This is a genomic window from Lacinutrix undariae, from assembly GCF_052934785.1.
The window spans coordinates 3,231,824-3,255,228 of sequence record NZ_CM128809.1; the positions used below are offsets into that span (position 1 = coordinate 3,231,824).

At 31.9% G+C, this 23,405-nt stretch carries 21 protein-coding genes; 15 read left to right on the forward strand and 6 right to left on the reverse strand.

Annotation, left to right across the window (positions count from 1 at the left end; translation table 11 throughout):
* Nucleotides 1–46 precede the first annotated feature (46 nt).
* The 5 genes from ACU4C5_RS14590 (at nt 47) to ACU4C5_RS14610 (ending at nt 4,938) form a co-directional block, all read left to right on the forward strand.
* Nucleotides 47–1,084 carry a glutaminyl-peptide cyclotransferase gene (locus ACU4C5_RS14590; RefSeq protein WP_446844946.1) on the forward strand — a complete coding sequence of 346 codons (1,038 nt, stop codon included), beginning with the start codon at nt 47–49 and terminating at the stop codon, nt 1,082–1,084.
* 73 nt (nt 1,085–1,157) lie between these two features.
* On the forward strand, nt 1,158–2,039 hold the full coding sequence (locus ACU4C5_RS14595) for a carboxypeptidase-like regulatory domain-containing protein (protein ID WP_446844947.1): 882 nt from the start codon (nt 1,158–1,160) through the stop codon (nt 2,037–2,039).
* Nucleotides 2,040–2,070: 31 nt separating this feature from the next.
* Entirely contained in the window at nt 2,071–2,475 is a 405-nt protein-coding gene (locus tag ACU4C5_RS14600; protein WP_446844948.1) for an acyl-CoA thioesterase, read from the forward strand.
* A 124-nt stretch (nt 2,476–2,599) separates the two neighbouring features.
* The gene (locus tag ACU4C5_RS14605) at nt 2,600–3,295 is read left to right on the forward strand and encodes a hypothetical protein (RefSeq protein ID WP_446844950.1); all 696 of its coding nucleotides are present in this window, start codon (nt 2,600–2,602) and stop codon (nt 3,293–3,295) included.
* An 83-nt stretch (nt 3,296–3,378) separates the two neighbouring features.
* Nucleotides 3,379–4,938, forward strand: coding sequence for a right-handed parallel beta-helix repeat-containing protein (locus ACU4C5_RS14610; RefSeq protein ID WP_446844951.1), 1,560 nt, complete (start codon nt 3,379–3,381; stop codon nt 4,936–4,938).
* Between the two features lie 94 nt (nt 4,939–5,032).
* Here the strand turns inward: ACU4C5_RS14610 and glyA are convergent, their stop codons facing one another.
* The gene (gene glyA, locus ACU4C5_RS14615) at nt 5,033–6,304 is read right to left on the reverse strand and encodes a serine hydroxymethyltransferase (protein WP_446844952.1); all 1,272 of its coding nucleotides are present in this window, start codon (nt 6,302–6,304) and stop codon (nt 5,033–5,035) included.
* Between the two features lie 236 nt (nt 6,305–6,540).
* Between glyA and fahA the strand changes: the two genes are divergently transcribed.
* Together fahA and ACU4C5_RS14625 are read left to right on the forward strand one after the other, a co-directional pair.
* Nucleotides 6,541–7,833, forward strand: coding sequence for a fumarylacetoacetase (fahA, locus tag ACU4C5_RS14620; RefSeq protein WP_446846467.1), 1,293 nt, complete (start codon nt 6,541–6,543; stop codon nt 7,831–7,833).
* 103 nt (nt 7,834–7,936) lie between these two features.
* Nucleotides 7,937–9,112: a hypothetical protein gene (locus tag ACU4C5_RS14625; RefSeq protein WP_446844953.1), complete on the forward strand. Its 1,176-nt coding sequence runs from the start codon at nt 7,937–7,939 to the stop codon at nt 9,110–9,112.
* A gap of 107 nt (nt 9,113–9,219) precedes the next feature.
* On the opposite strand, the gene ACU4C5_RS14630 is transcribed toward ACU4C5_RS14625, so the two are convergent.
* Both ACU4C5_RS14630 and ytxJ read right to left on the reverse strand, forming a co-directional pair.
* A complete protein-coding gene (locus ACU4C5_RS14630) occupies nt 9,220–10,179 on the reverse strand; it encodes a bile acid:sodium symporter family protein (protein ID WP_446844954.1) in 960 nt (319 codons plus the stop codon).
* Nucleotides 10,180–10,214: 35 nt separating this feature from the next.
* Nucleotides 10,215–10,604: a bacillithiol system redox-active protein YtxJ gene (gene ytxJ / locus ACU4C5_RS14635; protein WP_446844955.1), complete on the reverse strand. Its 390-nt coding sequence runs from the start codon at nt 10,602–10,604 to the stop codon at nt 10,215–10,217.
* Nucleotides 10,605–10,843: 239 nt separating this feature from the next.
* On the opposite strand from ytxJ, the gene clpB reads away from it, so the two are divergent.
* Complete coding sequence (clpB, locus tag ACU4C5_RS14640; protein ID WP_446844956.1) at nt 10,844–13,447, forward strand: ATP-dependent chaperone ClpB; 2,604 nt, start codon at nt 10,844–10,846, stop codon at nt 13,445–13,447.
* A gap of 130 nt (nt 13,448–13,577) precedes the next feature.
* Here the strand turns inward: clpB and mqo are convergent, their stop codons facing one another.
* Together mqo and ACU4C5_RS14650 are read right to left on the reverse strand one after the other, a co-directional pair.
* A complete protein-coding gene (gene mqo, locus ACU4C5_RS14645; RefSeq protein WP_446844957.1) occupies nt 13,578–15,068 on the reverse strand; it encodes a malate dehydrogenase (quinone) in 1,491 nt (496 codons plus the stop codon).
* 121 nt (nt 15,069–15,189) lie between these two features.
* On the reverse strand, nt 15,190–15,807 hold the full coding sequence (locus ACU4C5_RS14650) for an OmpW/AlkL family protein (RefSeq protein WP_446844958.1): 618 nt from the start codon (nt 15,805–15,807) through the stop codon (nt 15,190–15,192).
* Between the two features lie 357 nt (nt 15,808–16,164).
* Here ACU4C5_RS14650 and deoC point away from each other — a divergent pair, with 357 nt between their 5' ends.
* The 6 genes from deoC to ACU4C5_RS14680 all read left to right on the forward strand — a co-directional run bounded on the left by deoC (nt 16,165) and on the right by ACU4C5_RS14680 (nt 21,619).
* On the forward strand, nt 16,165–16,821 hold the full coding sequence (gene deoC / locus ACU4C5_RS14655) for a deoxyribose-phosphate aldolase (RefSeq protein WP_446844959.1): 657 nt from the start codon (nt 16,165–16,167) through the stop codon (nt 16,819–16,821).
* Between the two features lie 32 nt (nt 16,822–16,853).
* On the forward strand, nt 16,854–17,363 hold the full coding sequence (locus ACU4C5_RS14660) for a SixA phosphatase family protein (RefSeq protein WP_446844960.1): 510 nt from the start codon (nt 16,854–16,856) through the stop codon (nt 17,361–17,363).
* 15 nt (nt 17,364–17,378) lie between these two features.
* Entirely contained in the window at nt 17,379–17,933 is a 555-nt protein-coding gene (locus ACU4C5_RS14665) for a hypothetical protein (RefSeq protein ID WP_446844961.1), read from the forward strand.
* 99 nt (nt 17,934–18,032) lie between these two features.
* The gene (gene smpB, locus ACU4C5_RS14670) at nt 18,033–18,491 is read left to right on the forward strand and encodes an SsrA-binding protein SmpB (RefSeq protein WP_446844962.1); all 459 of its coding nucleotides are present in this window, start codon (nt 18,033–18,035) and stop codon (nt 18,489–18,491) included.
* Between the two features lie 107 nt (nt 18,492–18,598).
* Nucleotides 18,599–21,067: a DUF5686 and carboxypeptidase regulatory-like domain-containing protein gene (locus ACU4C5_RS14675; RefSeq protein ID WP_446844963.1), complete on the forward strand. Its 2,469-nt coding sequence runs from the start codon at nt 18,599–18,601 to the stop codon at nt 21,065–21,067.
* Between the two features lie 9 nt (nt 21,068–21,076).
* Nucleotides 21,077–21,619 carry a hypothetical protein gene (locus ACU4C5_RS14680; protein WP_446844964.1) on the forward strand — a complete coding sequence of 181 codons (543 nt, stop codon included), beginning with the start codon at nt 21,077–21,079 and terminating at the stop codon, nt 21,617–21,619.
* Here ACU4C5_RS14680 and ACU4C5_RS14685 read toward each other — a convergent pair.
* Nucleotides 21,616–22,257: a protein-L-isoaspartate(D-aspartate) O-methyltransferase gene (locus ACU4C5_RS14685; RefSeq protein ID WP_446844965.1), complete on the reverse strand. Its 642-nt coding sequence runs from the start codon at nt 22,255–22,257 to the stop codon at nt 21,616–21,618. The genes ACU4C5_RS14680 and ACU4C5_RS14685 overlap by 4 nt on opposite strands.
* A 160-nt stretch (nt 22,258–22,417) precedes the next feature.
* On the opposite strand from ACU4C5_RS14685, the gene ACU4C5_RS14690 reads away from it, so the two are divergent.
* Nucleotides 22,418–23,377: a Gfo/Idh/MocA family protein gene (locus tag ACU4C5_RS14690; RefSeq protein WP_446844966.1), complete on the forward strand. Its 960-nt coding sequence runs from the start codon at nt 22,418–22,420 to the stop codon at nt 23,375–23,377.
* The last annotated feature ends 28 nt before the right edge of the window (nt 23,378–23,405 follow it).

Sequence of the window (23,405 nt, forward strand, 5' to 3'; positions counted from 1 at the left end):
TTTTAAAATGAATTTAATTAAATAAATTAGCTAAAAAATATATCTAATGAAATATTACTTTAACTTTTTTATAATCACCATTTTAACTTTATCACTACTATCTTGCGGAAACAATACTGCGCCTAAAAAAAATGGGTTTTCTATTGATACAGCACTCGAAAAGAATGTGATTTCACTAAATGACACCCTAAATTTGAGTGTAAAAAACCCAAATAACATTAAAATTTCTTCTATTACATATAAAATTGGTGATCAAAACATCTCAGAAAATGCGATTATTAAAGATGAAAAGTTAGGTGTACAAACACTTTCGGCAACAATAAACTTTGAAAACACCTCGGAAACCATTTCAACAAAAATCACAATTGTTAATAATGTAAATCCTAAAATATATACCTATAAAATTATTAACGAATATCCGCATGAAATTTCTTCATACACACAAGGGATAGAGTTTTATAATGGCGAATTATACGAAAGCACCGGACAATATGGAGAATCTAAACTATTAAAGGTAGACTATAAAACAGCTAAGGTTTTACAAGAAACAAATTTAGCTGCTCAATATTTTGGAGAAGGTTTAACCATATTAGATAAGAAAATATACCAATTAACTTGGAGAGAAAATACCGGTTTTGTGTACGATGTTGAGACTTTTGAAAAATTAAGCAGTTTTAAATACGCACAAAGTAAAGAAGGTTGGGGACTTTGTAATGATGGGACAACCATATACAAATCTGATGGAACCGAAAACATCTGGACTTTAAACAATGATAATTTAACCGAAGCAAGCAAACTTCAAGTATATACTAACAAAGGTAAAATTGGCGCGTTAAACGAACTAGAATGGATTAACGGAAAAATATATGCTAATATTTACCAACGTAATGGTGTGGTAATCATCAACCCAAAAAACGGTGCTGTTGATGGGGTTATTGATTTTTCGCCGTTACACAAACTCGTTACACAACACAGAGGTTTAGATGTACTTAACGGTATTGCTTACAATCCAGATACCAAAACGATATTTATTACAGGAAAACGTTGGGATAAGTTATTTGAGATTGAACTTATTGAAAAGTAGACTTTACGCACCCAAAAGTACCGTTCACGCATTATATCTTTTAGGATTGAAATTTCTTAGTGTTATTTACACTATGAGAAAAACAATCACCATAAACATTACAGAACCATGTCATGAAGACTGGAACACGATGACGCCCAATGCTAAAGGACGTCATTGTGCCGTTTGTGAAAAAACAGTTACAGATTTCACAACCACTACCGATGAAAACATCATTAAAACCTTAGAGAGCAATACAAAACTCTGCGGACGTTTTAAAAACACACAATTAAACAGAACACTTGTACTGAGCCGTAAGGAGAAAAACAACTACTTATCTTTTGTCGCTTCTTCCCTATTCGCGTTTTTGTCTTTAGGAAGTCAGGAATTAATTGCCCAAAATCACCCACAAACTACACAAAATGATAGTCTAATCCGTCCTAGTGTAAAAGGAAAAATAGCCGTATCAATTCTACCTGAAGTAGACATTAAAGGAACCATTATAAGTAACCATGACAGCTTACCCATACCTGGAGTAAATGTCATGATTAAAGGCACAACTATTGGCGTACAATCTGATTTTGATGGAAATTTTGCATTAAAAACAAAACCAAACAGCACTTTAGTACTTAGTTTTATAGGCTTTGAAACAAAAGAAATCAAAATTACTAAATCAGAAACACTGCAACTTAACCTTATAGAAATGGAAGAAGAAATGCTAGGGGAAGTGATTGTAGTTGGTGGCTATGTTTCCATAAGTAAACCGCAATACACGTATACTCCTGAAGAATTAGAGAACAAAGAAAAGCTTGAATTAAGTACTAAAAACTATTTCACCTTTTATAAGAAAAAGCATCATATAGAACGCGAAAAAAGAAAAGTCAGACGCCAACAGATTAAAAATGGGGAGATTGCACGTACAACGGTCGGTAAATTACTTTATAAGATGACTAATATTTTTAGAAGCAAACAATAAGTAATACTTTTATACCTCTTAAAAGGTATAAATGGAAATTTTCGAAATACAACTAACCGTAGTTAAAGATGATTTAGATCAATTAAACCACGTTAATAATATTCGCTATGTAAAATGGGTACAAGATATTGCCGCTCAACATTGGCAAACACGTGCTACACAAGATATTTTAGACAGTTACTACTGGGTAATGCTAAGTCACCATATTAAATATAAAGGGGAAGCATTATTAGGGGATGAGTTACTTTTAAAAACATTTATCACAAAATCTGAAGGTGTAAAATCTATCCGTCAAGTAGAAATTTACAATGCTAAAACAGGAAAACTAATTACAACATCGGAAACTGAATGGTGTTTAATTTCAAAACATAATAACAGACCAGCACGTATTACTCCCCAACTTAACAGTCTTTTTGTTAAAAAAGAACTAAAGTAATTGTTAAACTCTCTTAACACATAACAAAACCTCAATTAAAACACATTAATTTGGAGACAACCACCAACCTGTCTTACAATTGAAATACCTTTTATTCATTTTTTTTATTAGTGTCCCCTATTTTATGGAGGCACAAACCATTTCCGGAATGGTTTACGATGCTGATGCTTCCGTAAAAGGTGTAAAAGTGTATAATAGTTCGCGACATACAATGACCTATTCCGATGAGCGTGGTGAATATAAAATTGCAGCTTCAGTAAATGATACGCTAACTTTTAAGTCTTTATTTCATAATGAAAAAAGCTACACGCTAAAAGCAACTGATTTTGAGGATTTTTTAATTATCGAACTAAAAAAAATAGTCAACACTTTAGATGAAGTTTACATCACCGACGCTCCAAAATTTAAAGAATTTGACCCTGTTGAAGCTAACGAAACCGTACAACAACAGTTTAAAGCAGATATAAAAAACAATCCGCATTTATATCAAAAATCCCCTAGCGGAAATATGGATCTTGTTGCCATTGCAGGAATGGTTGCAGGTTTATTTAAAAATAAAAATTCTAGTAGCGCCCCAAATATGGCATCTTACGAAGATTTAAGCGCTTATTTTAAAACCGATACTTTTTTTACCAATACACTTTTAAACGAAGATCTTAACATCCCCGAAACCTACCACCCCTTATTCTTAGAATATTGCAGTACAAAACGCATTAATACCAATTTACTGACCAAAGAAAACCGTATGCTCCTACTCGACGCACTTTTTAATTATAGCGCGGCCTTTTTAAAACTTGTTGAAAGTCAGAAAAAAGAGTAAATCTCACAGAATTTAATGCCTTTCATAATAAAACATAGATTCAAAAGTTATATTTTTGACCATATGCTATTTATGCACACATTATGAGAAGACTTTTATACTTTATATCTACACTTTCTGTTTTATTACTTTGGAGCTCATGCCGAAAGGATTTTGATTTCGATCAAAGTAAAGGACAACTTCAATTTTCAAAAGATACCGTGTATTTAGATACCGTATTTTCTAATATTGGTTCTAGCACTTACAATTTAAAAGTCTATAACCGAAGTAACAACGATATTTCAATTCCTACTTTACAACTAACAGAAGGCGAAACTTCAAACTATCGCCTAAACGTAGACGGTATTTTTGGGAAAGTTTTTGAAGATGTCGAAATTCTTGCAAAAGATAGCATGTACATTTTTATTGAAACTACAGTAGATATTGAAGCCTTAACAGCCACAGATGAACAGTTTTTATATACCGATGCTATAGAATTTGATAGTGGTGCTAATTTGCAAAAAGTAGAATTAGTAACCTTAGTAAAAGATGCCGTTTTTATTTACCCTAATAAAGATGCCGAAGGTGTTATTGAAACCTTAAGCTTTGATCTTGATGGAGACGGAACAGATGATGAAACAGGTATTCAAGGGCGTTTTCTTGAAAGTGACGAACTTACGTTCACCAACCAAAAACCTTATGTTATTTATGGCTATGCGGCTGTAAACGCTGGAGAAACTTTAAATATTGAAGCGGGTGCGCGTGTTCATTTTCATGCCAATTCAGGATTAATTATTACAGACAATGCTTCACTAAATATTAATGGTACTTTGAGTGCCAACCAAGAACTTCTTGAAAACCAAGTCATTTTACAAGGCGATCGTTTAGAACCTTTATTTGAAGATGTTCCAGGACAATGGGGTACTATTTGGCTATATAATGGTAGCGAAAACAATACCATTAATTATGCTACCATACAAAATGCAACCATTGGTGTTTTAAGTGAAGGGGATCAAGCTGCAGTAAATGATAAATTAACCATTACAAACTCTCAAATTTACAATTCTAGTAACTACGGTATTTTAGGAAGAGCCACTTCTATTAAAGCAGAAAATGTAGTGATTAACAATACTGGGCAATCATCTTTCGCTGGAACGTATGGTGGAAAATACAACTTTACACATTGTACAATTGCTAATTACTGGAGTAACAGTTTTAGACAGTTTCCTTCGGTCTTTTTAAATAATTATATTGAAGATGAAAACCAAACTGTTTTTGTAAATAATCTAGATGAAGCTAATTTTAATAACTGTATTATCTACGGAAATGATAATCCAGAAGTGTTATATGATGAAAATAATGCGGCAGATTTCAACTTTAAATTTACCAATACATTAATTAGATTTCAAAATACTAACAATTTCTTTTCAGATGAAAAGTATGATTTTGATAATACCGATTTATACGAAAACTGTATTTTTAATAAAGATCCAGATTTTAAAGACACGGCTTTAAATCAACTTATGATTGGCGATGACTCGGAAGCAATTGCCGAAGGAAACAGCACCTTTGCAACACAAGTCCCAACCGATTTATTAAATACAACACGTACAACACCTCCAGATCTTGGAGCCTATCAACATGTGACATTTAGTGATGAATAGAAGAAGTAGATATTTAATAAGAAAACATTACATATAAAAAGCCCTTTCATAATATTGAAAGGGCTTTTTTATTGTACTATTTTAAGTTATAAAACTATGCAAATAATGGCTTATCACTCATCATGTTGTTTACTTTTTCAGCAACAGCTTCTAAAACAGCTTCATCTTCAAAGTTAGTAATTACCTCATCAATTAAAGCTACAATTGGCTCCATGTCTGTTTCAACTAAACCACGAGTAGTTACTGCAGCAGTACCAACTCTAATTCCTGAAGTTACAAATGGTGATTTATCATCAAAAGGCACCATGTTTTTATTTACTGTAATATCTCCTTTTACTAAAGCTTGTTCAGCTTCTTTTCCTGTAATATTTTTATTTCTTAAATCAATAAGCATCATGTGATTATCAGTTCCTGAAGAAATAATATCATAACCTCTAGCTACAAAAGCTTCAGCCATAGCTGCAGCATTTTTCTTAACCTGCAACATATAGTGCATATACTCATCAGTTAAAGCTTCACCAAAAGCAATTGCTTTAGCAGCAATAATATGTTCTAATGGTCCACCTTGGTTTCCTGGAAATACTGCCGAATCAAAGATTGATGACATCTTACGTAAGTTTCCGTTTTTTAAGGTAATTCCAAATGGGTTATCAAAATCTTCTCCCATCATAATCATTCCTCCTCTTGGTCCTCTTAAAGTTTTGTGAGTTGTTGTAGTTACAACGTGACAATGAGGAATTGGATCGTTTAAAATACCTTTAGCAATTAATCCTGCTGGGTGAGAAATATCTGCCATTAAAATTGCCCCTACGCTATCAGCGATAACTCTAAAACGTTTAAAATCGATATCTCTAGAGTAAGCCGAAGCACCTGCGATAATTAATTTTGGTTGTTCTTTAGTTGCTATTTCTTGAATTTTATCATAGTTCAAAACACCTGTTTCTTGCTCAACACCATAAAATACTGGGTCATATAATTTCCCCGAAAAGTTTACTGGCGATCCGTGAGTAAGGTGACCTCCATGAGATAAATCAAATCCAAGAATTTTATCTCCAGGTTTTAAACATGCAGCAAAAACAGCTGTATTTGCTTGACTTCCTGAATGTGGTTGTACGTTTGCGTAAGCTGCACCAAACAAAGTTTTAGCTCTATCAATAGCCAATTGCTCTACTTCATCAACAATTTCACATCCTCCGTAATAACGTTTACCAGGATAGCCTTCAGCATATTTATTTGTTAATACAGAACCAGCTGCTTCCATCACCTGATTGCTTACAAAATTTTCTGAAGCAATAAGTTCTAGTCCGTTTAGCTGTCTTTGTTTTTCAGCTTCAATAAGTTCAAAAATTTGTTCGTCGCGTTGCATATTGTTTTGTTTTGTCGTTTTCAATACTCAGAAAACTAGTTACATGTTTTTAGTTGCATCAAAAATAATAAATACAAATCGTTTCTGCATTTAAATATGCGTTATTTACAGCTATACTTGTTACTTTTTATAAACTTGTTAAAATGCTCACATTTTTTAGGCTTTTATTTCTTTATAACAAAAAAAATTATGTAGGTTTGAATACAAATAAGTTTATAATTAATAACATTACACATATGCCTTTATCTGCAAATAATCCCGATAGAACATCTTGGTTACACGTTGGAAAAAACTCCGATTTCCCTATACAGAACATTCCCTTTGGTGTGTTTTTAACTAGAGATGATATTATTACCATTGGTACTAGAATTGGAGACACCGCTATTGATTTAGGGGCACTACATCAGTTAGGGTATTTTGAAGGAATTCCGTTAACCGATGATATTTTCTTACAAGATACTTTAAACGATTTTATTGCCGACGGTCGCCAAACATGGAGAGCGGTAAGAAATAGAATTGCTGAAATCTTTGATAGTAGTAACACCACATTAAAAAATAACATCAAACAAAAAGAAGCGGTTTGCTTTAGATTAGATGAAATTGAAATGCAATTACCTGTTCAAATTGGTGATTACACAGATTTTTATTCTAGTATTGAGCACGCTACCAATGTAGGAACGATGTTTAGAGATCCTAACAATGCTTTATTACCTAACTGGTTACATATACCAGTAGGATATCACGGTAGAAGTAGCTCAGTAATTCCTTCTGGGATTCCTGTACACAGACCACAAGGACAAACACTTCCTCCAGATAGTGATACTCCTGTTTTTGGACCTTCAAAATTAGTGGATTTCGAACTTGAAATGGCTTTTATTACTACAGACGCTAACGATCTTGGAGAACCTATTCCTGTTAATGAAGCTGAAGAGCACATTTTTGGAATGGTATTATTTAATGACTGGTCTGCTAGAGATATTCAAAAATGGGAATACGTGCCATTAGGACCATTTTTAGCTAAAAGTTTTGCATCTTCAATCTCACCATGGATTGTAACTTTAGATGCTTTAGAACCTTATAGAGTAGAAAGCCCTAAACCATTAAAGCCACAATTACCTTATTTACAATATAAAGGTAAAAAAGGATACGATATTAGCTTAGAAGTTGCTATAAAACCTGAAACAGCAAAAGAAACTATTGTTAGTAAATCTAACTTTAAGTATATGTACTGGAACATGTCACAGCAATTAGCACACCATACTATTAATGGATGCCCAGTAAACTCTGGAGACATGATGGGAAGTGGAACCATTTCTGGACCTACACCTGATTCTTACGGATCAATGTTAGAAATTACTTGGAGAGGCTCAAAACCTATCACCATGAAAGATGGTACTGAACGTAAATTTATTAACGATATGGATACCGTAATTATGCGTGGTCATTGTGAAAAAGATGGTACTCGTATTGGTTTTGGAGAAGTTTCAACACAGTTGTTACCTATTTTTGAACCTAAAAAATTAAAATAATTTTACCACATATTTAATTACCCCTCAAGCAAAAACTTGGGGGTTCTTTTTTTTTGGCATCAAAATTGAAATACACATTTTATAACATTAAATATATAGACCTATGAAAAGATTACTACTCCTATTGGTGACACTTTCATTATTAATGTCCTGTAATGGAAAAAAGCAAGTTCAAAAAGCAATTAGCAACGGCAACTACAACCAAGCTATTAATGATGCTTTAAAAAAACTTGAAACTAACAAAGACAAAAAAAGTAAAGAGGACTATATTTTAATGCTTAGAGACGCCTACTACAAAGTGGTTGAAAAAGATTTAAATACGGTTAAACATCTTAAAAAAGATAATAATCCTGAGCAATACCAAGAGCTTTTTAAGCTGTTTTCAGACTTAAATACAAGACAAGAAGCTATAAAACCTGTACTTCCGCTAACAGTAAACGGAAAAAATATTGATTTTAAATTCAATGATTATAGCACAGCGATTGCTACATATAGAGATAAGACATCCGATTACTTATATGAACAAGGCCTAGAGTTATTAGAAACCGATGATAAATATAAGATGCGTGAAGCCTATAATATTTACAGTTATATTGAATCTATAAACCCTAATTACGACGATACAAGAGAACTATTACAAGAAGCGCACCAACGTGGTATTCACTATGTAATGGTATCAATTGAAAACCAAACAAATCAAGTAATTCCTAGACGTCTAGAAGATGATTTATTGAATTTTGACACCTATGGTTTAGATCAATTTTGGACAGCTTACCATGCTACTCCAAATAAAGATATCACTTACGATTACGGGATGCAATTACAACTAAAACGTATTAATATTTCTCCAGAACATGTAAAAGAACGTCAACTATTAAGAGAACGTGATGTTGTTGATGGTTGGAAATATGATTTAGACCGTAACGGAAATGTAAAAAAAGACAGTTTAGGAAACGATATTAAAGTTGATAACATTATAAAAGTACAAGCGAGATATTATGAGTTTGAACAACAAAAATCATCTCAAATTATCGCTGAGGTTGTACTTTCTGATTTAAAACAACAACAAGTTTTAGAGGCATTCCCTATAGATAGTGGTTTTATTTTTGAAAATATTTACGCGACTTACAGAGGTGATAAACGAGCTTTAACTAGTGATGATTATAACTTTACCAGAAGTAGAAGTATTCCTTTTCCTAGTAATGAACAAATGATTTTTGATACTGGTGAAGACCTAAAATTAAAACTGAAAGACATTATAAGTCAGTTTCAAATATAGCGTTTAATAATAATTATTGAGAGTTACATACACGCTACGCAATAAGACAGTATAATTAACTAAAAACTCCCAAATTACTTTGGGAGTTTTTTTATGTTTTATAAAATCTATCGGTTTGAATATTTACTAGCTACCACACTAATTATTAATATTTGTATAGCATGAAATAACATTAAGGGCAATAACATAATACCCATAGTCGCCATGTTACCAAATAATATCTTCGAAAAAACAGTACCATGTACTAATGATTTTTTAGTCCCGCAAAACTGAGCCGTAATTTGATCTTCTTTACTGATTTTTAAATGCTTAGAAATAAAACCAGTTAAAATAAATGCGATAACAAACAACACTACAACTCCTATAAAAATAGAAAGCAGATTAAAAAAGGAAACCGAACTAAAAATGTGATCATTAAACGATGTTGCAAAACTCTTATATATGATTAACAAAATGATAGATTTATCAAACAGTGATAATTTACGACTATGTTTATGCGCAAATTCACCTAAAAAACGCTGTAATAAAACGCCAAAAACTACTGGTAATATAATTTGAATAATCAGTTTTAAATATATTGATGTAAAATCAAAATCTGTTTGCGCATGATCTAAAAATAACCCCATCCAAAGTGGCGTAATAGCAATACCTATAATCCCCGAAATACTAGCATTAAAAATAGCTCCCGGAATATTCCCTTTAGCCATAGATACCATAACCACCGATGACGACACCGTTGATGGCAATGCGGCTAAGAAAAAGAAAGCTAACCATATGGTTTCCTGAGATTCATTCTGAATAAAAGGGCGCGCCAATAACACCAATAATGGAAACATTAAAAAGGTAGAAGATTGCACCAAAAGATGAAGCTTCCAGTTTTTTAGTCCCGCTTTTATCTGTGTTGGATGTAATTTCAACCCATAAAAAAAGAAGATAAGCGAAATACCTATCGCACTAATCGTGTCGATAGGTATTTGACTTTCCGGAGTTCCCCATTTAGGAAAAAAATAAGCAATTAATATAGTTCCAGTAATAAAAAGGACAAACTTATCAATCTTTACTTTCATGTATAATTTCTTAATTGATATAAAAAATATTCATTTTAAGACACATATTTACTTAAATCAATCTCATTTATTCCACCATGATTTGCATGAGCAACTGCAACTCCATTTTTAATAACGATGAGTTGAGGGGATTGGTGTAATACTTGGAAGGTATAACCAGCTTCATTTGAAACGTCTCTAAAATTTAATAAATCTAAGTAATATAAATCTAAATTAATATCTACATCATAAGCATCAACAAATTGATTCATCACCATTTTACTAATTCCACATCGTGTAGAATGCTTAAAAATGACTTGCGTTTTTGTTTTAGATTTCTGAGAAATTTGTAATAATTGATCTACAGTTGTTAAACCAATCCATGGTAATAACTTTTCTTCTTTTGGTTCAGAATTCCCTCCAAACATTTTACTTATAAATCCCATCTTAATTATTTATGTTTATAGTGTTATTCTCAACACATCTTCAAAACATCGAATTTAATAATAATGTTTCGACTAATTTCAAAATCAGTATAAAGAATGTCAAAAACATGAGTCGGAAATGATTCTCAAACCTTACAAAACTGACTAAAAGACACGCTACCACTCATCTAATCAGTCATTTTGTCTTTATTTTCACATTGGTAAGATTATTGATTTATAGCTTACAAATACAACATACTATGAACTTAAACAACTATACAATAAAATCACAGGAGGCGATACAGCAGGCGCAACAGCTTGCTCAAAGCTTAGAACATCAACAACTAGAAAACGAGCACATCTTTAAAGCTATTTTTGAAGTTGATGAAAATGTTTTACCATTCATTCTTAAAAAAATGAATGTAAATATCAATCTATTACAGCAGACTTTAGATAAACAATTAGAGAGTTACCCTAAAGTTACTGGAGGAGAAATGACCTTATCTCGTGAAGCGTCAAAAACGCTTAACGAAGCAGCAATCATTGCCAAGAAAATGAAAGATGATTATGTATCTATCGAGCATTTAATTCTTGCTGTTTTTAAATCAAACAGTAAAATTGCTCAAATGCTAAAAGATCAAGGCATCACAGAAAAAGGATTAACAGCAAGTATTACAGAATTACGAAAAGGAGATAGAGTGACTTCTCAAAACCAAGAAGAAACCTATAACTCACTTAATAAATATGCTAAAAATTTAAATCAATTAGCAAAAGATGGTAAACTAGATCCGGTAATTGGTAGAGATGAAGAAATAAGAAGAATCCTTCAAATTTTATCGCGTCGTACCAAAAACAATCCTATTCTAGTTGGTGAACCAGGAACAGGTAAAACCGCTATTGCAGAAGGTTTAGCACACCGTATTGTAGATGGTGATGTTCCTGAAAATTTAGTAGACAAACAAATTTTCGCCTTAGATATGGGAGCACTTATTGCAGGTGCAAAATATAAAGGGGAATTTGAAGAACGTTTAAAATCTGTTATAAAAGAAGTCACAGAAAGTGATGGAGACATCGTTTTATTTATTGATGAAATCCACACTCTTGTTGGCGCAGGTGGCGGACAAGGCGCAATGGATGCTGCAAACATTTTAAAACCAGCTTTAGCGCGTGGAGAATTACGCGCCATTGGAGCGACTACTTTAGATGAGTATCAAAAATATTTTGAAAAAGATAAAGCTTTAGAACGTCGTTTTCAAAAAGTAATGGTTGATGAACCAGATACCGAAAGCGCAATTTCTATTTTAAGAGGAATTAAAGAAAAATACGAAACACATCATCAAGTACGTATTAAAGATGAAGCAATAATTGGTGCTGTAGAACTTTCAGAACGTTATATTACTAATCGATTTTTACCAGATAAAGCTATCGATTTAATGGATGAAGCTGCGGCTAAATTACGTATGGAAATTAACTCTAAACCAGAAGAATTAGATGTTTTAGACCGTAAAGTGATGCAGTTAGAAATTGAAATTGAAGCCATTAAAAGAGAGAAAGATGAAGTGAAATTAAAATCATTACGTTCAGATTTAGCAAATTTAAAAGAAGAACGTAACGAGATTAATGCCAAATGGAAAAGCGAAAAAGCTGTAGTAGATAATATTCAGGCTGCAAAATCTGATATTGAAAATTATAAACTTGAAGCAGAACGTGCAGAACGCGATGGTGATTATGGAAAAGTAGCCGAAATACGTTACGGAAAAATAAAAGATGCTCAAGAATTACTTGAAAAACTTCAAAAGGAGTTACAAGAAAACCAGTCTGAAAACTCGTTAATAAAAGAAGAAGTTACCTACGAAGATATTGCTGAGGTTGTTGCAAAATGGACAGGTATTCCAGTAACCAAAATGCTACAAACAGATCGTGAAAAACTTTTAAATTTAGAAGACGAATTACACAAACGTGTTGTAGGACAAGAAGAAGCTATTGTAGCAGTAAGTGATGCGGTTAGACGAAGTAGAGCGGGATTACAAAACCCTAGCAAACCTATTGGAACCTTCTTATTTCTAGGAACCACAGGAGTTGGTAAAACAGAACTTGCAAAAGCGTTGGCCGATTATCTTTTTGATGATGAAAATGCTTTAACACGTATTGATATGAGTGAATATCAAGAACGTCACTCTGTAAGCAGATTAGTTGGTGCGCCTCCAGGATACGTAGGATATGATGAAGGTGGACAATTAACCGAAGCGGTACGTCGTAAACCTTACTCTGTAGTGCTTTTAGATGAAATTGAAAAAGCGCATCCAGATACATTTAACATCTTATTACAAGTTTTAGATGAAGGGAGATTAACAGATAACAAAGGACGTGTTGCAGATTTTAAAAACACCATAATCATTATGACCTCTAATATGGGAAGTGAGATTATTCAAGAACGTTTTCAAGCCATAAAAGATGTTAATGCCGCTATGGAAAGTGCTAAAATTGATGTTTTAGGGCTATTAAAACAAACCGTAAGACCGGAGTTTTTAAACCGAATAGATGATACAATTTTATTTACACCTTTAACTAAAGAAAACATTGTTAAAATAGTTGGCTTACAATTAAAAGGTATTACAAAAATGATTGCGCAACAAGGCATTACATTTGATGCTACAGATCAAGCTATAAATTATTTAGCAGATAAAGGTTATAATCCAGAATATGGAGCAAGACCTGTAAAACGTGTGATACAAAAAGAAGTATTAAATGAGCTGAGTAAAGAAATTTTGTCAGGAAGCGTAACCACAGATAGTATTATTTTACTAGATGCTTTTGATGATAAATTAGTGTTTAGAAATCAAGGGAATTTAATTGAAAATTAATTCACCTAATTTGTAACAAATAAAGAAGACAGTAGTCTTATAATTGGTTAGTTAGTTAAAAAGCAACGTGAATTTTGGGGTACCTCAAAATAAGCGTTGCTTTTTTTATTTTACAAATTAAACAAGTTTCCTACAGATTTAAAGCCTTTTCAGAAGCTTTTAAATGTGTTTCAAAATCTTCTTCATTAAGCGCTGTATTCCAAGACGGCACCATCGTTTTTAATAAATCCCTACCTTTTTCTGAAGTTAATAATTCTGGAAATGCTTTTTCTAAAACATCTAACATAATTGCTGTTGCTGTAGATGCTCCCGGAGAAGCGCCCAATAAGCAAGTAATACGACCATCTTTACTGCTCACTACCTCGGTGCCAAATTGTAACTTTCCACCTTCAAAATCATCTTTTTTAATAATTTGAACGCGTTGTCCTGCAACCATTAATTCCCAATCTTCACCTTTTGCATCTTTTACAAACTTTTGAAGCTCTTCCATTCTATCCTTATGGGACATGGTAACTTGTTCTAAAAGATATTTAGTAAGTGGCAAATTATGCCAAAAAGCGCCTAAAAGCGGTGAAATATTTCCTGTTTTAATTGATTTAAATAAATCGAAATTTGAGCCTTCTTTTAAAAACTTCGGACTAAATCCTGCAAAAGGACCAAAAAGCAATTCTTTTTTTCCGTTAATAAAACGTGTATCTAAATGAGGTGTAGACATTGGTGGTGCGCCAATTCCGGCTTTACTATATACTTTTGCGTGATGCTGTTTAATTAAGTCTTCGTTTTTACAAACTAACCACTCCCCGCTTACAGGAAAACCTCCATAACCTGCTTTTTCTTCAATTTCTACTTTCTGAAGTAATAAAATGCTTCCTCCTCCAGCTCCAATAAATACATGTTCTGCTTCTAGGTAAGAAATTTCATGGGTTTTAGTGTCTTCCACTTTTACAGACCATTCTAAATCGTCATCAGGATCAATATCTAAAACCTCTTTATTGCATTGTACTTTATGATCAAATTTGTTTTCTAAAATAGAGAATAAACTTTTTGTTAACGCGCCGTAGTTAACTTCGGTACCACGTTCAATACGGTTGGCAGCCATAATTTCACTATCCTTACGATTTGCAGCAATTAAGGGAAACCAGGTTTTCATTCGTTCTACATCTCTTGTAAACTGAATGCTTTTAAACATAAAATGTTGCTTAATTGTTTGGTAACGTTTTTCTAAATAATTGGCATTTTCTGCACCAATAACCCAACTATGATGAGGTACATGATTTATAAAGTCACTTGGGTTTTTAATTAAATTTTCACGTACTAAATGCGCCCAAAATTGTTTGGATATTTCAAATTGATTACAAATACTAATGGCTTTATCAATATTTATTGTGCCGTCTGCTGCTTCGGGTGTATAATTAAGCTCACATAAGGCTGAATGTCCGGTTCCGGCGTTATTCCATGCTGAAGAACTTTCAAGAGCAACATCCTCTAGCCGCTCTAAAACTAAAAGCTTTAAATCTGGTTTTAATAGTTTTGATAATACCGCTAAAGTGGCGCTCATTATACCTCCTCCAACACAAATAAGATCATAATGTTCTACATTTTTATTTGATTCTTTTTTCATCATCTAATTTTATACAACTAAATTAATCAAGTTTTCTTAAACCACGAGGATATTACTTTAGTTTTTAAGCACAAAAAAAAGCCGCATTTCTGCGACTTTTATTATCAATAAATATAATTAATTAGAATTTTTTACCAATTCCTAATCCTATAATTAGTGGGTTAATATCAACATCAACAGGTAATACTCCTGATCCAGTATCAACATCAACATCTGTAGAAAGTAATATTTGCTTTACATCTAAATTTAAAAACCATGAGTCATTTAAATTATAATCTACACCTGCTTGAAAAGATACACCAAAAGAGTTTTCGTAATCCATATCTTCAACATCTCCAGATTTTGAACCGTAAAAGATTGTATAATTTACACCTGCTCCTACATATGGTTTAAAATCTCCTGTATAAAAGTGGTATTGTAAATTTAATGTTGGAGGTAATAACCAAACGCTTCCTAAATCTGCTCCACCATCAATTTCAACATCATGTTTTGTGGTTGCTAAAATTAATTCGGCAGCAATATTTTTTGTAAAGAAATAAGTGAAATCTAATTCTGGAACAACGGCAGTTGAAAGATTCACATCTGCACCTACAATATCATCTCCAGGAGAAGGTACTACTGTGATAACACGAAAACGCGCTTGCCATTTACTGTAATCTGTTGTTGAATTATCGTCTTGAGCCTGAGCATTACATACAAATAGAAATGTTACTAATGCACTAAAAATTATTTTTTTCATCTGATGATTATTTGGTTATTGTTTTCAACAAAATTAAACCCTAAACTCCTGTTAAAAGCTGATAAAAATCATAGTCCATCCTGTTTTTTCATATCTATCTATAAATCAAAAAATAAGACTTAAAAAAGAATAGTTATTTGCACAAAAACAATAGTAAAATTAAGTTTTAGAATACCTACATAGGTTCTTCTAAAGATTTTTAGCTTTTATTTCACAATATATATCTGCAAATAACTTATCTTTGTGCTGCTATTATTTCCATTATTTTTTAAACAATTTTTCAAAAAAAATCTAACAAAACACTCTCTTAAGACATTAGTGAGCTTTTTTACATGAATTTTTTTTTCCAAATTATAAATGAAAATTAATAAATATATTGAGCATACGCTCCTAAAACCTACTGCATCTGAAAAAGACATTACAAAACTTTGTAAAGAAGCTAAACAATATGATTTTTACTCAGTGTGCATCAATAGTTATTATGTACCATTAGCAAAAGAGTTGCTAAAGATGAGTTCAGTTAAAATTGTGTCAGTTATTGGATTTCCTCTTGGAGCAATGTCTACCGAATCTAAAATTTTTGAAGCTAAAAACGCTATTGAAAACGGTGCTGATGAAATTGATATGGTAATTAATTTAGGCGCTTTAAAAAGCAAGAACTACATTGAAGTTTATAAAGATTTAAGCGAAATAAAATTAGCAATAGGCTTAAGAACTCCGTTAAAAGTTATTATTGAAATTAGTGAGCTTTCAAAAAATGAAATAGTAAAAGCCAGTGAAATTTGCTTAGATGCTAAAATAGATTTCATAAAAACATCAACGGGCTTCTCAAAAAGTGGGGCAACATTAACTGCTGTAAAAATCATAAAAAAAACAGTAAAATCTAAAGCTAAAATTAAAGCTTCAGGAGGTATTAACACTAATGAATTGGTACAAAAATATATTAATGCCGGAGCAGATAGAATAGGAACTTCCTCAGGAATTGACATTGTAAAGACACTTCAAGAAGTATAGTTTTTATTAGTATCTTTATAAAAAAGAGACCAATGAAACACATTATATTTTTAATAAGCATATTATTAGGTACTACCTCATTGTTTTCTCAAACATTAGAAAACAACGACGTAAGTACCTTTTATTTTATTAGACATGCTGAAAAAGACCGTAGCGATCCTCAAAATAAAAATCCACATCTAAATAATAACGGAAAATTAAGAGCACAAAACTGGAACACTGTTTTAAGTACTATTGAATTTGATGCTGTTTATTCTACAAATTATAACCGCACAAAAGAAACGGCTCAACCAACAGCTACACACAATACGCTAGCGCTTACGTTATATGATCCAAACAAAATAGATGCCGTACATTTTATGGAACAAAACAAAGGTAAAACAGTATTAATTGTTGGTCACAGTAATACAACTCCTAATTTTGTAAACGCCATTATAGGAGATGAAATTTACGATTTAATGAGTGATAAAAATAACGGAAACTTATATATCATTACCGTGATTAATACTATAAAATCAGTACAGGTCTTACACATAAACTAAGTTAAAAACCTTATAATGAGATACCTTATATTCTTTTTTACACTCTGCAGTACTTCAACAGTAATCAGTCAAACAGATCGCAACGAAAACATATTTTGGGATATTATTGATTATAAATTATACCCAGATCGTTTTACAGAAGTTGCATACGTTAAAACAGTAGATTTTAAAATGCTTACTTATCATATTAATAACTTTAAAAAAGAGACTAAACGGATATATTATGATCATAAAATCAATAAAACAGACAGTATAATTTTTAGTAAAAAAGAAAAGGAATACATTATTTCTGAATTATCACAACTTGCAGACTTTACTTGGAATTTAGAAGACGAAAAAGAGTTAATACCTGTTGAGAATTCAGAGCTAATTTCGTTTTTAAAAAAAGATAGAAATCGCGAATTAAAAATAATTTCAAAACCTGTTTTTATTCGTAATGGAGAGATTGCTTGTGTGTTTAGCATTCATTTATGTTGTGGTGATTTTTTTGGTCACGCAAGTTTAGCATTATATAAAAAACCTGATAATAAATGGGTAAGATGGATTGCTTTATCTCACGGTGATTTTTAAGACATAAAAACAGATAGCATCTTAAAAAAAGTAATGTAACATTAAAAAGTTAGTTACGATGTTGAATATATAGATTAAAAAAAACGTAATTTTGTAGCTATGCAAAAAACAGTAAAAATAAAAAATAAAAAAGCGAAATTTGAATTCGAAATACTCGATAAATATACTGCTGGAATTGTTTTAACAGGAACTGAGATTAAATCTATTAGAGATAGTAGAGCCTCAATTACTGAGAGTTTTTGTGAATTTAATGATAAAGGTGAACTGTTTGTAATAAACATGACTATACAAGAATATGTATATGGTAATTACTACAATCACGCACCAAAAGCAGAGCGTAAATTATTATTAAACAAACGTGAACTTAAAAAATTAGAAAAAGACGTTACTACAAAAGGACTTACAATTGTGCCGTTACTATTATTTACCAACGAAAAAGGATTAGCAAAACTACATATAGCTTTAGCTAAAGGTAAAAAACTTTACGATAAACGTGAGACGATAAAAGACAGAGATAATAAACGTGATCTAGACAGAGTAAAAAAGATATATAAATAATTTTGTGATTTTTATAACAACTTAAAACGTTTTTATAAGTAAGTTTGAGATGTTTAGGCAACCATTTGTAAAAAAAATGCGTCTATATAAATACAAGCATCAATCTTATGAAAAAACAACTACTCCTTATCTTTTTATGTTTTTATTCGCTCCTTTCATATTCTCAGATAAAAGGTACAATCACCGATAGTAAAAACACCCCTATTCCGTTTGTAAATATTTATATTGAAAACACGTATATAGGATCTACCAGTAATGAAAACGGTAATTTTGAACTCAATATTACAACACCTAAAAACTATACCGTTGTATTTCAATTTTTAGGCTATAAAACCATTAAAAAAACAATTTCAATTTCTAAATTCCCACACACACTTAATGTGATTATGGAAGATGAAGAAATTTCTTTAAATGAAGTTATTGTAACTGCTGGCGAAAATCCTGCCAACAAAATAATGAGAGCTGCTATTGCTAAACGTGAAGAAAACTTTGATAAAATTAAAGCCTACAAAGCAAATTATTACTCACGTGGATTAATAAAAATTAAAGATGCTCCCGAAAAAATATTTGGAGTAGAACTTGGTGATCTTGGTGGATCAATAGATTCTACCAGAAGTGGAATTATTTATCTTTCGGAAACTATATCTGAAATTGAATTTTTAAAACCCGATAAACTTAAAGAGAAAATTATTGCTTCAAAAGTAAGTGGCGATAATAACGGCTTTAGCTTTAATACTGCTGGTGATGCCGATTTTAATTTTTATAACAATACAATTCCGTTAGGAAATCAAATAATATCACCACTTGCAGATTATGCTTTTAATTATTACACCTATAAATTAGAAGGTATCTTTTATGACGATAAAGGCAATCTTATTAATAAAGTAAACGTCATTCCGAAGCGAAAAAATGATCGTATTTTTTCTGGAAGCATTTATATTGTTGAAGATCAATGGACCATTTATGCTACCGAATTAAGCATTACAGGAGAACAAGCACAAATTCCTGCAGCCGATAAAATTGTAATAACTCAGCATTTTTCATATTCAGAAAACGATAATATTTGGGCATTAATTTCGCAAACCATGGATTTTGAATATGCCTTTTTAGGACTAAAAGGTGATGGTCGTTTTATAGCCGTTTATAGTGATTATATATTTAATCCTGAACTTTCAAAAAATGATTTTGGAAGAGAAATTTTATCATTTCAAGATCTTGCAAACAAAAAAGACTCTACCTATTGGGCCACTTTACGACCTGTTCCTTTAACCGTTGAAGAGGTTAACGATTATGTAAAAAAAGATAGTATTCAAATTGTTAGAGAGTCTAAACCTTATCTAGATTCTATTGATGGCGTAAATAATAAGTTTAAATTTGGAAATCTTATTTCGGGTTACAACTACTCTAATTCTTATAAAAAATATAGTTTAGGCGTAAGTTCTCCCCTATCTGGTTTTAATTTTAATACCGTTCAGGGTTACAATAGTAACGTAAAACTATATTACACTAAAGGTTGGAATGACTACAGTCAATATCTTAGCACAGATGCCACTTTTAATTATGGGGTTTCAGACGATAGACTTCGGGCAACAGTTTCGGCAAGCTACAAATTTAATAATACTACGCGTCCGTATTTATCAGCCTCTGGAGGTGTAACCGTACAACAATTTAATGATGCTGAGCCAATTTCGAAATTAGAAAACACTATAAGTTCATTATTTTTTAAAGACAACTACATCAAACTTTACGATAAAACGTTTGCAAAAATAAGTTATTCTCAAGAAGTGACTAATGGATTTAGAGCCTACGGAAACGTAAGCTATGAGCGTAGAAAAGCGCTTTTCAACACAACAGATCAAACCGTTTTTAAAGACCGTAATGATGCTTACACTAGTAATAATCCTTTAAATGAAACTGCTTTTGGCATACCGTCTTTTGATACGCATCGCATTGCAAAATTAGAATTAAACACCGCTATTACCTTCGGACAAGAATATTTTAGTTATCCAGATCGAAAAATAAATCTTTACAGTTCAAAATATCCAAAATTATATCTTGGGTATGAAAAAGGTTTTGCAGCTACAGATTCAAAATATAATTTCGATCAAATAAAAGCACGTGTAACACAACAATTTAACGTTGGAGATAAAGGAACATTTATTTACAACCTAAGAGCAGGAATGTTTTTTAATGCCGATGATATTGCCTTTATGGATTACAAACATTTTAATGGAAATCAAACACATTTTTCAACCTCAGGAAACTATACAAACGTGTTTAATAACCTACCCTATTATGAACAAAGTACAAATACATCTTATTTAGAAGTACATGCTGAACATGATTTTAATGGGTTTATTTTACAGAAAATTCCGTTACTTAATAAACTAAATTTCAACTTAATTCTTGGTGCACACGCTTTAGCGACAGATGGGAAAACACCATATCAAGAATTTACCGTTGGAATTGATAACATTGGTTGGGGTAAATACCGTTTTTTAAGAGTCGATTATTTACGCTCTTACCAAAGTGGTTTTGTTAGTGATGCAGTTGTTTTTGGCTTAAAGTTTAATTAATTTTAACCCATGAAAAATTGCTTGATACTCCTATGTTGCGTTGTTGGTTTTACTTTTAGTGCATTTGCACAAGAAGAAATACCACTTCCTAAAGATTACACGTTAAATGTTACCACTTTAAACAGTACAATAACATCGTATTACGAAGTACTTTCTGCCGAAAAAGAAGGTGAACGCGACTGGGAGCTTTACAATTTTTTATTTCATCATAATGCACAACTCATCCCTACAGCCATTGTAAAGGACACACTTTTTGAAGCACGTTATATTACGCCAAAAACATATATAGAATCGTCTTCTGGATGGTTAACTGAAAATGGGTTTTTAGTAAAAGAAATTCATAGAGAAACACAACGTTTTGGCAATATGGCTAATGTATTTAGTACTTACCAAGCAAAACATAGTAAAACAGATACTGCTCCTGTTTTAAGAGGTGTAAATAGTTTTCAAATGCTATATGATGGAAACCGTTGGTGGATTCTTAACTTATATTGGTCTTTAGAACACAAAGAAAACCCTATACCAGAAGCTTTTCTACCTAAAGAAGATTAGTTTTTATCTTCTAGTAATGGGACAAATCTGAATTCTCCAAATTCTTGTTTTTCAAATTCCTTAGGTCCTTTTCTTACAAAAAGCGTCATTGTTTGTACATTTTCTCCAACAGGAATAACCAAACGACCACCTATTTTTAACTGACTTAATAAAGGTTTTGGTACAAAAGGTGCACCGGCAGTTACAATAATACTATCAAAAGGTGCTTCTTCTTTCAAACCAATATAACCATCACCAAAAATTAGTTTTTTAGCACGATAGCCTAATTTTGGTAAAAATTTACTCGTGATTTTAAACAGTTCTTGCTGACGCTCAATACTAAAAACTTTAGCACCTAACAAATACAATACTGCAGTTTGATAACCACTACCTGTACCAATTTCTAAAACTTTATCTCCAGGTTTTATCTGCATTAATTCCGTTTGAAATGCTACGGTATAAGGCTGTGAAATCGTTTGATTTGCCGCAATAGGAAAAGCCTTATCTTGATAAGCATGATCCAAAAAGCTAGAATCCATAAATAAGTGTCTTGGGATAGTACCAATAGCATCCAAAACATTTGCATCGGTAATACCTTTAGATGCTACGACATTTACAAGTTGTTGTCGCATTCCTTGGTGTTTAAAAGAGTCTTTCACGAAATTAAAGTGGGTTTACACCGCTAAATTAATTGAAACTAACTAAAGCTAAAAATAAAAGGACTAAGAATTATTAATATCTTTTTATTTCAACGATTTTATTACAAAATTGATATTAAAAAACACTAAAAATACTTAGCTTTGTTAAAAACGCAAAAACATGTTAAAAGCAGGAGTACTTGGTGCTGGTCACCTAGGAAAAATTCACTTAAGATTACTTGAACAATCTGATAAATACGAACTCGTTGGGTTTTATGATGCTAATGAAGCTAACGCTAAAAAAGTAGAAGCTGAATTTGGATTTAAATATTTTAAAACCATTGAAGCCTTGATAGACGCCGTAGATATGGTAGATATTGTAACCCCTACACTTTCGCATTATGACTGTGCAAAACAAGCCATCGCTAAAGGCAAACATATATTTATAGAAAAACCAATTACTAATACAGTTGAAGAGGCTGAACATATTAGACAACTTTTATCTGAACATAACATTAGAGGTCAGGTTGGTCATGTAGAGCGCTTTAATCCTGCATTTACAGCTATAAAAGATAATATACAGCAACCAATGTTTATTGAAACGCATAGATTAGCTGAATTTAATCCAAGAGGAACAGATGTTCCTGTAGTGTTAGATTTAATGATTCATGATATTGATATTATTTTAAGTGTTGTAAAATCTAAAGTTAAAAATGTATCTGCAAGCGGAGTTTCTGTAATTAGTGACACTCCAGATATTGCAAATGCGCGTATAGAATTTGAAAACGGATGTGTTGCCAATCTTACAGCAAGTCGTATTTCATTAAAAAACATGCGTAAGACTAGATTTTTTCAAAAGGACGCCTATATTTCTGTAGATTTTCTTGAGAAAAAATGTGAAGTTGTAAAAATGAAAGATGCTCCAGAAGCTCCTGGAGATTTTGATATGATTCTTCAAAATGCTGAAGGAATTAAAAAGCAAATCTATTTTGACAACCCAGAAGTAGCAAATAACAATGCTATTTTAGATGAGTTAGAAACTTTTGCCGATGCTATAAACAATAACACCACACCAGTTGTAACCTTACATGATGGTACCGAAGCATTACGTGTGGCGACCATGATTATAGATCAATTTTAAGCACAAGCCTCTGGTGGGGCGATATTCA

Bases quoted from the DNA above. Each gene is read 5' to 3' on its own strand.
- ACU4C5_RS14625 (WP_446844953.1), top strand. From the start codon at position 7,937: ATGAAAAGATTACTACTCCTATTGGTGACACTTTCATTATTAATGTCC.
- ACU4C5_RS14650 (WP_446844958.1), bottom strand. From the start codon at position 15,807: ATGAAAAAAATAATTTTTAGTGCATTAGTAACATTTCTATTTGTATGT.
- deoC (WP_446844959.1), top strand. From the start codon at position 16,165: ATGAAAATTAATAAATATATTGAGCATACGCTCCTAAAACCTACTGCA.
- ACU4C5_RS14660 (WP_446844960.1), top strand. From the start codon at position 16,854: ATGAAACACATTATATTTTTAATAAGCATATTATTAGGTACTACCTCA.
- ACU4C5_RS14605 (WP_446844950.1), top strand. From the start codon at position 2,600: ATGGAGGCACAAACCATTTCCGGAATGGTTTACGATGCTGATGCTTCC.
- ACU4C5_RS14590 (WP_446844946.1), top strand. From the start codon at position 47: ATGAAATATTACTTTAACTTTTTTATAATCACCATTTTAACTTTATCA.
- ACU4C5_RS14630 (WP_446844954.1), bottom strand. From the start codon at position 10,179: ATGAAAGTAAAGATTGATAAGTTTGTCCTTTTTATTACTGGAACTATA.
- glyA (WP_446844952.1), bottom strand. From the start codon at position 6,304: ATGCAACGCGACGAACAAATTTTTGAACTTATTGAAGCTGAAAAACAA.
- mqo (WP_446844957.1), bottom strand. From the start codon at position 15,068: ATGAAAAAAGAATCAAATAAAAATGTAGAACATTATGATCTTATTTGT.
- ACU4C5_RS14690 (WP_446844966.1), top strand. From the start codon at position 22,418: ATGTTAAAAGCAGGAGTACTTGGTGCTGGTCACCTAGGAAAAATTCAC.
- ACU4C5_RS14610 (WP_446844951.1), top strand. From the start codon at position 3,379: ATGAGAAGACTTTTATACTTTATATCTACACTTTCTGTTTTATTACTT.
- clpB (WP_446844956.1), top strand. From the start codon at position 10,844: ATGAACTTAAACAACTATACAATAAAATCACAGGAGGCGATACAGCAG.
- ACU4C5_RS14665 (WP_446844961.1), top strand. From the start codon at position 17,379: ATGAGATACCTTATATTCTTTTTTACACTCTGCAGTACTTCAACAGTA.
- smpB (WP_446844962.1), top strand. From the start codon at position 18,033: ATGCAAAAAACAGTAAAAATAAAAAATAAAAAAGCGAAATTTGAATTC.
- ACU4C5_RS14675 (WP_446844963.1), top strand. From the start codon at position 18,599: ATGAAAAAACAACTACTCCTTATCTTTTTATGTTTTTATTCGCTCCTT.
- ACU4C5_RS14595 (WP_446844947.1), top strand. From the start codon at position 1,158: ATGAGAAAAACAATCACCATAAACATTACAGAACCATGTCATGAAGAC.
- ACU4C5_RS14600 (WP_446844948.1), top strand. From the start codon at position 2,071: ATGGAAATTTTCGAAATACAACTAACCGTAGTTAAAGATGATTTAGAT.
- fahA (WP_446846467.1), top strand. From the start codon at position 6,541: ATGCCTTTATCTGCAAATAATCCCGATAGAACATCTTGGTTACACGTT.
- ytxJ (WP_446844955.1), bottom strand. From the start codon at position 10,604: ATGGGATTTATAAGTAAAATGTTTGGAGGGAATTCTGAACCAAAAGAA.
- ACU4C5_RS14680 (WP_446844964.1), top strand. From the start codon at position 21,077: ATGAAAAATTGCTTGATACTCCTATGTTGCGTTGTTGGTTTTACTTTT.